This window comes from uncultured Stenotrophomonas sp., assembly GCF_963519925.1.
In the GTDB taxonomy this organism is placed as follows: Bacteria; Pseudomonadota; Gammaproteobacteria; order Xanthomonadales; family Xanthomonadaceae; genus Stenotrophomonas; species Stenotrophomonas maltophilia_AE.
Genome location: NZ_CAUQPH010000121.1, coordinates 1 through 11,040, shown reverse-complemented (window position 1 = coordinate 11,040; position 11,040 = coordinate 1). Strand labels below are relative to the sequence as shown.

The 11,040-nt window shown below is 67.4% G+C and carries 14 protein-coding genes; 4 read left to right on the top strand and 10 right to left on the bottom strand.

Translation table 11 applies throughout. The features are described 5' to 3' along the window. From RWO33_RS16250 to RWO33_RS16205, 10 genes are all read right to left on the bottom strand, one after another. The coding region (locus RWO33_RS16250) for a rod-binding protein (protein ID WP_314106212.1) at positions 1-557 on the bottom strand (557 nt) is incomplete at its 3' end. Further along, entirely contained in the window at positions 557-1,699 is a 1,143-nt protein-coding gene (locus RWO33_RS16245) for a flagellar basal body P-ring protein FlgI (RefSeq protein WP_314106211.1), read from the bottom strand. The genes RWO33_RS16250 and RWO33_RS16245, both read right to left, overlap by 1 nt. An 8-nt stretch (positions 1,700-1,707) precedes the next feature. Next, positions 1,708-2,400 (bottom strand): flagellar basal body L-ring protein FlgH, encoded by a 693-nt coding sequence (gene flgH / locus RWO33_RS16240; RefSeq protein WP_145477710.1) that lies wholly within the window; start codon positions 2,398-2,400, stop codon positions 1,708-1,710. A 23-nt stretch (positions 2,401-2,423) separates the two neighbouring features. After that, positions 2,424-3,209 (bottom strand): flagellar basal-body rod protein FlgG, encoded by a 786-nt coding sequence (gene flgG, locus RWO33_RS16235; RefSeq protein ID WP_145477709.1) that lies wholly within the window; start codon positions 3,207-3,209, stop codon positions 2,424-2,426. A 105-nt stretch (positions 3,210-3,314) separates the two neighbouring features. Continuing rightward, positions 3,315-4,067, bottom strand: a complete 753-nt coding sequence (locus RWO33_RS16230; protein WP_145477708.1) for a flagellar basal body rod protein FlgF — start codon at positions 4,065-4,067, stop codon at positions 3,315-3,317. A 35-nt stretch (positions 4,068-4,102) separates the two neighbouring features. Then, complete coding sequence (gene flgE / locus RWO33_RS16225; RefSeq protein WP_145477707.1) at positions 4,103-5,326, bottom strand: flagellar hook protein FlgE; 1,224 nt, start codon at positions 5,324-5,326, stop codon at positions 4,103-4,105. 31 nt (positions 5,327-5,357) lie between these two features. After that, positions 5,358-6,038, bottom strand: coding sequence for a flagellar hook capping FlgD N-terminal domain-containing protein (locus RWO33_RS16220; protein ID WP_314106210.1), 681 nt, complete (start codon positions 6,036-6,038; stop codon positions 5,358-5,360). Between the two features lie 26 nt (positions 6,039-6,064). Beyond that, positions 6,065-6,472 (bottom strand): flagellar basal body rod protein FlgC, encoded by a 408-nt coding sequence (gene flgC, locus RWO33_RS16215; protein ID WP_145477705.1) that lies wholly within the window; start codon positions 6,470-6,472, stop codon positions 6,065-6,067. Between the two features lie 3 nt (positions 6,473-6,475). Then, a complete protein-coding gene (gene flgB / locus RWO33_RS16210; protein ID WP_314106209.1) occupies positions 6,476-6,871 on the bottom strand; it encodes a flagellar basal body rod protein FlgB in 396 nt (131 codons plus the stop codon). A gap of 225 nt (positions 6,872-7,096) precedes the next feature. Then, positions 7,097-8,041: a chemotaxis protein gene (locus RWO33_RS16205; protein ID WP_314106208.1), complete on the bottom strand. Its 945-nt coding sequence runs from the start codon at positions 8,039-8,041 to the stop codon at positions 7,097-7,099. A 105-nt stretch (positions 8,042-8,146) separates the two neighbouring features. On the opposite strand from RWO33_RS16205, the gene flgA reads away from it, so the two are divergent. From flgA to RWO33_RS16185, 4 genes are all read left to right on the top strand, one after another. After that, positions 8,147-8,809: a flagellar basal body P-ring formation chaperone FlgA gene (flgA, locus tag RWO33_RS16200; protein WP_314106207.1), complete on the top strand. Its 663-nt coding sequence runs from the start codon at positions 8,147-8,149 to the stop codon at positions 8,807-8,809. An 82-nt stretch (positions 8,810-8,891) separates the two neighbouring features. Beyond that, positions 8,892-9,194 (top strand): flagellar biosynthesis anti-sigma factor FlgM, encoded by a 303-nt coding sequence (gene flgM, locus RWO33_RS16195; RefSeq protein WP_145477701.1) that lies wholly within the window; start codon positions 8,892-8,894, stop codon positions 9,192-9,194. Beyond that, on the top strand, positions 9,191-9,529 hold the full coding sequence (locus RWO33_RS16190; RefSeq protein WP_145477700.1) for a flagellar protein FlgN: 339 nt from the start codon (positions 9,191-9,193) through the stop codon (positions 9,527-9,529). Before flgM ends, RWO33_RS16190 begins: the two co-directional genes overlap by 4 nt. Positions 9,530-9,601: 72 nt before the next feature. Then, a complete protein-coding gene (locus tag RWO33_RS16185; RefSeq protein WP_314106213.1) occupies positions 9,602-10,849 on the top strand; it encodes an ATP-binding protein in 1,248 nt (415 codons plus the stop codon). Positions 10,850-11,040 lie beyond the last annotated feature (191 nt).

Sequence of the window (11,040 nt, the reverse complement as noted above, 5' to 3'; positions counted from 1 at the left end):
GTGTCGGTGCCGGTGCCGGTGGCGGCACCGTACGGGGTGTGGCCGCCGATCGCCTCATGCATCTGGCTGCTTTCGCGGCCGGCGATCAGGTCCAGGGCGCGCTCCATCGGCTGCAGCACGGCCGACGCCGCGCCGCCCGCCATCTTCTGCAGGAGGGCGACCTCGTCGGTGCCGGCGGCGGTGACCTCGGCGGCGGGCAGGGCCATCGGCGCGGCGCTGGGCGCATGCAGCCGGTACGCGCGCAGCGCCGCACCGGGATCGAGCCGGGTATCGGTCGGCTTGGCGGTCTCGCCTTCGCCGCCGCCGAGCTGGCGCGAAATCATTGCCGACAGGCCCAGTCCACGCCCGCGGGTCATCGCTTCGGCGATCTTCTGGTCGTACATGTCGCGGAACATGGTGTTCTCGCCCGGCAGCAGCGAATCGCCGAAGCTGGCGTCGCGCATGCTCTTGACCAGCATCTGTGCGAACTGGCCTTCCAGCTGGCGCGCGACCTTGTCGACCTTCGCCGGGCTGTTGGCCTGGGCCGGATTGAGTTCCAGCGACGGTTGGATGCGCATCAGATCACCTCGAGTTCGGCACTGAGCGCGCCGGCCTGCTTGAGCGCCTCCAGGATCGCGATCAGGTCGCCCGGTGCGGCGCCCACGGCGTTGACCGCGTGCACGATCTCGTCGAGCGTGGTGCCGCCGTTGAACTTGAACATGCGGCTGCCGTCGTTGGTCGCGGTAATCGTGGACTGCGGGGTGGCCACGGTCTGGCCGCCGGCGAAGGCGTTGGGCTGGCTGACGTTGGTGTTTTCGTTGATGGTCACGGTGAGCGAGCCGTGCGAAATCGCGGCCGCGCCGACCCGGACCTGCGCGCCGATCACCACGGTGCCGGTGCGCGAATTGACCACGACCTTGGCCGGCGCGCTGCCGGGGGTGAGTTCGAGGTTTTCGATACGCGCCAGCAGGCCGATGCGGGCCCCGGGGTCGCTGGGCGAGCGCACCGCCACGGTGACGCCGTCGACCGCGCGCGCGACGCCCTCGCCGAAGGCGTTGTTGAGCGCGGCGACCATCCGCGAGACGGTGGTGAAATCGTTCTGGTGCAGGTTCAGGGTGATGTCGCCGCCGGCGCTGAACACGTCGGGCAGGGCGCGCTCGACGGTGGCGCCGTTGGGAATGCGGCCCACGCTGGGCACGTTCACCGAGACCCGCGAACCGTCCTTGCCCTGCGCGCCGAAACCGCCCACCACCAGGTTGCCCTGGGCGATGGCGTAGACCTGGCCGTCGGCACCGCGCAGCGGCGCCATCAGCAGCGAGCCACCACGCAGCGACACCGCATTGCCGACCGACGACACGGTGATGTCGATCGGCTGGCCCGGCTTGGCGAACGGCGGCAGCTCGGCGTGGATCGCCACCGCAGCCACGTTCTTCAACTGCGGGTTGACGTTGGCCGGCACGTTCACGCCCAGCTCGCCGAGCAGGTTCTTCAGGCTCTGCACGGTGAACGGCGCCTGGCTGGTGCGGTCGCCGCTGCCGTCCAGGCCCACCACCAGCCCGTAGCCGACCAGCGCATTGCCACGCACGCCGCCCACCTGCGCCAGGTCCTTGATCCGCTCAGCAGAAGCAGGCGCCGCAACACCCAGAACGGAAGCGGCGATGACAACCGCGTAGAGCCACGCCGTGCGTGGCTGAACAACCAACCGAAGAAGGAATTTCATCATCAGCCTCAGAACGGCACCAGCGCCGAGTTGAAGAACCGGCTCAACCAGCCCATGGCATTGGACTGGGCCACGGGACCGCGACCGCCGTAGACGATGCGCGCATCGGCCACCCGGCTGGAGGCAATGGTGTTGTCGGGATTGATATCCGCCGCGCGCACGATGCCCTGCACCTGCACCAGTTCATCGCCCTGGTTCAGGCGCAGGTTCTTGGCGCCCTGCACGACCAGGTTGCCGTTCGGCAGGCGCTGCATCACGGTGACGGTCACGCTGCCCTGCAGCCGGTTGCTCTGCGCGCTGCTGCCCTTGCCGGTGAAGTCGCGCGAACCCGCCGCGGTGGCGCTCAGGATGTCCTTGCCGCCCAGGGTGACCGGCGCGCCGAACAGGGTCGGGGTCCCCAGCGCCAGGTTGGATTCCTTGTCGGTGCTGGTGTTGGCGGTGGTCTGCGCGGTGGTGCTTTCGGTCAGGGTGATGGTCAGCAGGTCGCCGACGTCGCGGGCGCGGCGGTCCGAATACAGCTGCAGGCCCGGGCCGGCGGCGTAGATGGCGCCGGCGGTGGCCGGTGCGCTCGGGGCGACGACGGGAACCACCGGAGCCATGGCCGGGTACGGCCGGACGTCGCCGGCGATCACGCAGCCGCCGAGCAGGGCGACCACGCTGGCGGCGGAAAGCAGGCGAAGGGCAGGGGTGAGAGGCAGCATGGCGGGGTCCCGGATCAAACCGATCAGACGTTGTTGTTGAGGTAACCGAGCATGGCGTCGGTGGTGGAAATGGCCTTGGCGTTCATTTCGTAGGCGCGCTGGGTTTCGATCATCGACACCAGCTCTTCCACGACGTTGACGTTGCTGCCTTCCAGCGCGCCCTGGACCACGCTGCCCAGGCCGTTCAGACCGGGATTGCCGTTCTGCGCCGGGCCGGACGCGGTGGTTTCCAGGAACAGGTTCTCGCCACGCGCCTGCAGGCCGGCCGGGTTGACGAAGTCGGTCAGGGTCAGCGCGCCGATTTCGACCGACGCGGCGTCATCGGCCATCTTTACGCTGATGGTGCCGTCGGTGCCGATGGTCAGCGACTGCGCGCCTTCGGGAATCTGGATGCCCGGCTGCACCGGATAGCCGCTGTTGGTGACCAGTTCGCCCTGCTGGTTGCGCTGGAACGAGCCGTCACGGGTGTAGGCCGACGAGCCGTCGGGCATCTGCACCTCGAAGAAGCCACGACCGTTGACCATCACGTCCAGCGCGCGGCCGGTCTGCTGCTGGCTGCCCTGCTCGAAGTTCTTCGAGGTGGCCACCACGCGCACGCCGGTACCCAGCTGCAGGCCGGTCGGCAGCTGCGTCTGCGCCGACGATGAACCGCCCGGCTGGCGCACCTGCTGGTACAGCAGGTCTTCGAAGCTGGCACGGTCCTGCTTGAAGCCGGTCGTGTTGGTGTTGGCGAGGTTGTTGGACACCACCGACATGCGCGTCTGCTGCGCATCCAGTCCGGTCTTGGCGATCCACAATGCCTGGTTCATGGCGGTGTTCCTGTGTTGGTGCGGGGGGCCACCGGAAGTGGCCGTTGTCCTGGCTCATGCATGGCGCGTGCCACAACCGCGCCAGGATTACGTCGGCGGTGCCGCTCAGCTGCCCAGGCGCAGCAGTGAATTGGCGCTGCGGGCGTTGTCGTCGCCGTGCTTGATCACCTTCACCTGCATTTCGTACTGCCGCTGCAGCTGGATCATCTGCACCAGCGCGCCGGCGGCGTCGACGTTGCTGCCTTCCAGCTGGCCGCTGTCCAGCGACTTGCCCTGGGCCTGCACGAACGGCTGCTGCGGGTCGGTATTGCGCATCAGTCCGTCCAGGCCGCGCTCCAGCCGCGCGTCGTCGGCGGCGACCACGCGCAGGCGGCCGATCACCGCCATGGTCTGCGGGCCTTCGCCCTGCGGGATGATCGAGATGGTGCCGTCGTTGCCGATGTCCATCGCCTGGTGCGGCGGCACCGCGATCGGCGCGCCGTTCTCATCCAGCACCGGGTGGCCGCCGGCGGTCACCAGCTGGCCGTTCGGGGTGATCGACAGCGCGGCGCCCCGCGTATAGGCCTCGCCGCCACCGGTCGGCGCCTGCACGGCGAGCCAGTTGCCCGCGTCCAGCGACAGGTCCAGCGCATTGCCGGTGATGACCTGGGCGCCCTGGCGGCGGTTGAAGCCTGCGTCCACGTGCAGGGCGTCCACGCGCGAGGCGTAACCGGTGCCCTTGATCGGGAAGGCCTCGGTATTGGCGAGGGCCTCCTTGAATCCGGGGGTGTCGGTGTTGGCCAGGTTGTGCGACAGCGTGCCCTGCGCCTGCAGGGAGGCGCGTGCACCGGTCATCGCGACGTAGAGAGCCTTGTCCATGTTGGTATTTCCGCGCTGCTGCGATCAGTGGCTCATCAACGGATGTTGATGATGGTCTGGGTGATCTGGTCCATGGTCGAGACCATCTGCGAGTTGGCCTGGAAGTTGCGCTGCGCGGTGATCATGTTGACCAGCTGTTCGGTCAGGTCGACCGTGGAGGATTCCAGCGAACCGGCCTGGACCTTGCCCAGGTTCGAACTGTCCGGCGCGCCGGTGCGCGGGGTGCCGGAGCTGAAGGTTTCCACCCACAGGTTGTTGCCCTTGGCTTCCAGGCCCTGCGAATTGTTGAAGGTGGTCAGCGCGACCTGGCCCAGCGGCTTGTCGTCGCCGTTGGTGTAGCGCGCATAGACCACGCCTTCCTCGGAGACGGTGATCTCGTTGAGCTTGCCGGCGGCGTAGCCGTCCTGCTGGGTATTGCGCAGCGCGAACTTCTCGCCGTACTGGGTAGAACCGGTCACGTCCAGGGTCATCGCCAGGGTGCCGGCGCCAGTGGTCGGGGTGAACGGATCCATCACGATCTGGCCGTTGGCCGGGTTGGTCAGCGCACCGGCGTCGTTGAAGGTCAGCGTGGTCGGCGTGCCTACGGGCTGGCCGTCGACATAGTTGTGGACCTGCCATTCGTTGGCGGTGGCGGTCTTGACGAAGTACGAGGTCTGGGTGTGGCTCACGCCCAGCGAGTCGTACACGGTGATGCCGCCGGTGGACTGGTTGTAGCTGTTGGAGTCGGTCGGGTCGAAGGCGGCCAGGGTCGGCTGCTTGGCGTTGGCCGGCAGGGTAAAGGCCACGTTGACCTTGCCGGTCTGCTTCGGCGGGCTGTCGGTGGTGAGCAGCTGCAGGTCGGTGAGGCGGCCGCTGTCGAAGCCGGTGCCGTCGGCGTTGGGCGCGAACACCTGCAGGCGTGCGCCCTGCGGGTTGGTCACGAAACCGGCCTGGTCGGTCTGGAAGTTGCCGGCGCGCGAGTACACGCGGGCGCCGTTCATGCTCATGGTGAAGAAGCCCTCACCGGAAATGGCCATGTCCAGGCTGCGCCCGGTCTGTTCGTTGTTGCCCTGCGAGAACTGCTGGGCCACGTTGGTCAGGCGCACGCCCGAGCCGACCGCGTTCTTGGACAGGCCGTAGCTGGTGGCCGAGAACAGGTCCGCGAATTCGGCGCGGGATTCCTTGAAGCCGGTGGTGTTGACGTTGGCGATGTTGTTGGCGGTGACGTTGAGGTCGGCGTTGGCGGCATTGATGCCGGACAGCGAAATATTGAAGCCCATGGGGTTCTCCTTGGATGCGTGACGAAGGGACTCAGCTGACGCGCAGCACGTAGTCGATCTGGGCCGTGCCCAGGCCCTTGAGGTTGAGGTACAGACCGTCCGAACCGACGGTGACGCTCTCCACCGGTGCTTCGACGTAGGTGTTGACCTTGGTCTGGGTGCCGGCGCTGTCAGTATGCGTGGCGGTGATGCTGTAGCTGCCGGCGGCCATGCGGTTGCCGTTGGCGTCCTTGCCGTCCCAGTCGAAGGTGACTTCGCCGGCCTGCTTGGCTTCCACGCTGAGCTGGGTGACCTTGACCCCGTTGGCATCGGTGATGTCCACGGTGACGTAGCCGGCACCTGGCGCGGCGACCATGCCGCTGGCATCGCCTTCGGTTTCCAGCTGCCACTTGGCCGACGGCACCAGCACCTCGTGGCCAACCAGCGCGGCGCCACGCAGGACCTGGTCGCCGGCCATCGATTCCTGGAAACCCTTCACCGTGTTGTTGAGGTCGGTGATGCCCTGCACCTGCGACAGCTGCGCCATCTGCGCCACCATCTGGGTGTTGTCCATCGGCTTGAGCGGATCCTGGTGCTGCAGCTGCTCGGTCATCAGCCGCATGAAATCCGCCTGGTCGAGGGTGTCCTTCTTCTTGGTCGCCGTGCTGTTGGGTGCGTTCAGGCCCAAGGCGCTGTAGATGTCGGTGTTGCCGACGCCGCTGGTGGTGGTCATCTCGGGGTGTCCTGCAATAAGTAGGGTCAGCGACCCATGGTCAGGGTGGCCAGCGCCAGTTCCTTGGCGGTGGTGAGCATCTCCACGCCAGCCTGGTAGTTGCGCGAGGTCGAGATCAGGTTGACCATCTGCGCGACCGGGTCGACGTCGGGCTGGTAGATGTAGCCGTCGCCGTCGGCGAGCGGGTGGCCCGGCTCGTAGCGCTTGATCGGCGCGGCGTCGCTCTGGCTGATTTCCTTGACCTGCACCGTGGTGATGTTCGGGTCGGTGCGGCTGGTGACGGCCTGGAAGATCGGTTCCAGCGGCTTGTACACGGCGTCGGCCGAGCCGGAAATGGTGTCGGCGTTGGACAGGTTGGACGCCAGCGTGCTCATGCGCACGGACTGCGCCTGCAGCGCGGAGCCGGCGATGTCGAAGATGGGCAGGTTGCTCATGGCTTATTGCCCCGTGATCGCGGTGAGCATGGAGCGCACCTTGGATTCGACGAAGCTCAGCGAGGCGCGGTATTCCAGCGCGGCGCGGCCGTAGGCGGCGCGTTCGGCGTCAGGATCGACGGTGTTGCCGTCGATGCTGGGCTGCACGCCTTCCTTGGTGACCTGGAACGGGTTGAGGCCGCCACCGATGGCGTAGTGCTGCTCACTGGTGGTCTTCATCAGCCCGTTGCTGTCCAGGCCCTGGGCATTGCGCAACGCGGCGTCGAAGTCCAGGTCCTGGGCCTTGTAGCCGGGGGTGTCGGCATTGCTCAGGTTGCTGGCGATCAGCTTCATGCGCTGCTCGCGCAACGGCATGGCCTGGGCGTGGACCCCCAGGTAATCGGAAATCAGGTTGGGCATGGCGCTCTCCCACGGGACGATGTGGGGGAGGCTGCAAGGTGCGTGCCAGAACGGGGGGCGCGGGAATCGGGATTCGGACCCCGGATCGAAAAGCGTCCGGCCAACGGCCGGGGCTACGCATTGTTACGTGCCCATCCGGATCCGGATCAATCAACCGGGGGACACCCCGGTAGCGCCGGCCGTTGGCCGGCCCTGGGAATGTCGCTTGCCACGCAGGGCGCGGCGTTACGCCGCTTCGGCGACTTTGCGCAGGCGGTCCAGCACGAAATCGGCCAGTTCGTGCGGGGAATACTTGGCCACGAAGGCGTTCGCGCCCACCCGCTCGACCATCGCGTTGTTGAATACCCCCGACAGGGAGGTGTGCAGCAGCACGTACAGGCCGGCCAGGCCGGGGTGGCGACGGATTTCCGTCGTCAGGGTATAGCCGTCCATCGCCGGCATCTCGATGTCCGAGATGACCATGGCATAGCGCTCGGCCGGGTTCTCGCCGGCGGCGTGGATCTGCAGCAGGTGGTCCAGGGCCTGCTTGCCGTCCGAGAGCAGGGTCGCGCCCACCCCCAGCTGGTCCAGCACGCTGCGGATCTGCTGACGGGCCACGCGCGAGTCGTCCACCACCAGCACCTGCAGCTGCGGCGCGTCGGCGGGAAGCGCCATCGACGGGTCCAGTACCGCCTCACCGCGCACCTGGGCGATATCGGCCAGCACGCTTTCCACGTCGATGACCTGGATCAGCTCGCCCTGGAAGCGGGTCACCGCGGTCAGGTAGCTCGATTCTGCACCCAGTTCCGGCGGCGGGTGGATGTCTTCCACCGCAATGTTGACGATGCGCTCCACACCGCTGACCAGGAAGCCCTGGATCGACCGGTTGAATTCGGTCACCACCAGGTAGCCCGGCGCCTTGTCGGCGTCCGGCTCGCGTTCGGGGTGACCGATCGCCAGGCCCAGGTCCAGCACCGGCACCGAGCGCCCGCGGACGTCGGCCACGCCGGCGAACTGGCCGGGCAGGCCGGGCACCTGGAACAGGTCCGGGCGGCGCAGGACTTCCTGCACCTTGAACACGTTCACGCCAAAAAGCTGGCGCCCGCCGAGGCGGAACAACAGCAGGGCGAGCCGGTTGTGGCCCGCCAGGCGGGTGCGCTGATCGATGCGGTTGAGCAGGTCATGTGACATGGAGACGGTATCGGCGCGTCCGGCATTCCCTTGAGGGCGGTGCGGAACGCGGCTTCGGCACGCCGCTTGCAGGACGCTGCGCATGTGCCTGTTCGTGGAGCCGCCATGCGTATCTATATAGCCATCCTGCTGACCGCCCTGGTCGGGCTGGCCCCGCCTGCGGTCCACGCGGCAGGGGCCTGGCAGCCGGTAGACAGCATCCGCGCCGCAGCGCTGTCCACGCTGCCGCAGGGCAGCGAGGGCGATACCACGCTGGACACGGCCCTGCGCCTGCCGGCCTGCGGCCAGGCGCTGCGCGCAGCGCCCACCGGCACCAGCACGGTCGAGGTGAGCTGCCCGGACGCCGGTGGCTGGCGCCTGTTCGTGCCGGTCAAAGTGCGGCGCAACCAGACCGTGCTGATCCTCAATCGCGGCATCGCCGCTGGAGAAACCCTGGGCGCGGCCGATATCACCACTTCGCAACGTGACGTGGCCCGCATCGCCGGTGCCGCCCTGGCCGACCCGGCTGCGGCGGTGGGGCGGGTGGCGCGGCGCACGTTGAGCGCCGGCAGCTTGCTGTCGGCCAACGACCTGGTTGCCCAGCGTCTCATTCGACGTGGAGACAGCGTGGCACTGGTGTCGCGCTATGCCGGGGTGGAGGTCCGCGTGGCGGGCAAGGCGCTGGCCGATGCGGGTGAAAATGAACGCGTGTCGGTCGAGAATCTGTCGTCACGCAAGGTGGTACAGGGTACGGTGGCGGCCTCCGGCGACGTTTTTGTGACGCGCTGACCACTGTGACCGGCAAATTTTCCTAAAGATGGCGGCCCCGGTGCCGTTATCCCTTGTGAACCGTAACTCCCAGGACAAGTCCATGAGCCAGAAAATCGACGGCAACCTGCAGGCGACCGCCCATCTGCGCAGCATTGCGCCGGGCAACAAGCCCAGCGTGAGCACCGATGCCCCGGCGCGCCCGGTGGAAGCAGCCGACAGCCTGCGGCTGACCGGCGAAGCCACCAGCCTGCAGGCCATGCAGCGCGAACTGAGCGCCGCCCCGGCGATCGACGCCGGCCGCGTGCAGGCGGTACGCGAGTCGCTGCAGAACGGCACCTACAAGATCAATCCGGACGCGATCGCCTCGCGCATGCTTGAGCTGGACCAGCAGCTGCAGGGATGAAGCTGGCCATGAGCGAGCCGCTGCAGCGCCTCAGCGATGCCCTGGACGTCGAACGCCAGGCATTGGTGGACCATGACGTGCAGTCGCTGATCCGCGCCACCAGTGCGAAGCTCGAGGCCCTGCGCGCACTGGAGCAGGTGCTGCCGGTGGGGCAGAACGAGCGCCTGCAGGAGCTGGCCGAGCGCAACCGCGCCAATGGCGTACTGCTGTCGCGGCGCCGGCGCGAGGTCAACTGGGCGCTGCGCCAGCTGGGCCGCAGCGAAACCGCCTCGGCGTACGACGCCAAGGGCCAGTCCAACACCCTGCACGTGCGCCGCCCCTTGGCAGTAGCGTAGCGCCGGGCTCTGCCCGGCAATCGCAATCCATCCAAGCCGGATATAGTGGGCGCCTGTTCCAACTGCCCCGACGTGACCGTGACCCTGTCGACTACCTTTGTCACCGCACCGCTGCCCCCGCAGCCGGTCCTGCTTGCGCTGTTCGAGCGCATCAACGAAGGCGTACTCCTGTTCCGCGAAGACGGCACCGTGGCCGTGGCCAATGCCGCCGTACGGGCGATGCTCGGCCAGGCCGAAACCGATGGCGACGCCGAAACGGGCACCGGCCTGGAGCCCGCGCAATGGCTGCGCCAGCTGCTGCCGCCGGACGCGCTGGAACACGCACGCCAGCATGGCCACTGGAACGGCAGCCTGCCAGTCGGTGAGCGCATGGTGATCGTGCACCTGTACGAACAGGAAGATGCCGGTCGCCGCCATTTCCTGGCCCTGTTCCGCCGCATCGAGGGCCAGGAGGACTACGAACGTGAACTGCAGCAGCGCCATGCGGAGCTGCGCCAGGCCTACCTGCGCCTCAACGGCACCCAGGAAAAGCTGCTGCAGTCGGAGAAGATGGCCTCGATCGGCCAGCTGGCCGCCGGCGTGGCGCATGAGATCAACAACCCCATCGGCTACGTGCACTCGAACCTGGGCAGCCTGCAGGAATACCTTCGCAGCCTGTTCACCGTGATCGAAGCCTATGAACGCGCGCTTCGCGCGCCGGACCCGAAGGCGTTGATACCGGAAATCGACGATATCCGCACGCGTTTCGACATCGATTTCATCAGCCGCGACCTCCCGCAGCTGATGGCCGAGTCGCGCGAGGGCATCGAGCGGGTAACGCGGATCGTGCGCGACCTGAAGGATTTCTCGTACTCCGGGCGCGACGAGTCGTGGAAGCTGGTCGACCTGCACGCCGGCCTCGAATCGACCATCAACATCATCTGGAACGAGCTGAAATACAAAGCCGAGCTGAAGCGCGAGTTCGGCCAGCTGCCGCTGGTGGAGTGCCTGCCGTCGGAGCTCAACCAGGTGTACATGAACCTGCTGCTCAATGCCGGCCACGCCATCGCCGAACGCGGCACGATCACCGTGCGCACCGGCGTGGAAGGCGACAACGTGTGGGTGGAATTCGAGGACACCGGTGGCGGCATCTCGCCGGAACTGCGCCAGCGCATCTTCGACCCGTTCTTCACCACCAAGCCGGTCGGCAGCGGCACCGGCCTGGGCCTGTCGATCTCCTACAGCATCATCAACAAGCACCACGGCCGCATCGACCTGGACAGCACCCCGGGCGTGGGGTCGACGTTCCGGTTGGTATTGCCGATCAAACAGCCGCGGTAGAGCGCGGCGACGATCGTTTTCATGCGTCACCGGACGTGGTTGGGTTCCGGGCGGTCGTTTGGGAACCGACCCTACCAGCACATCCCGCATGGCTGCCTGCTTTTCCCCACCGCACACGACCCTGTATGGGGGCGGGCGGCGGGTAGCCCCCGTAGGGACTGTCAAAAACATGGATGTTTTTGACAAGCCTA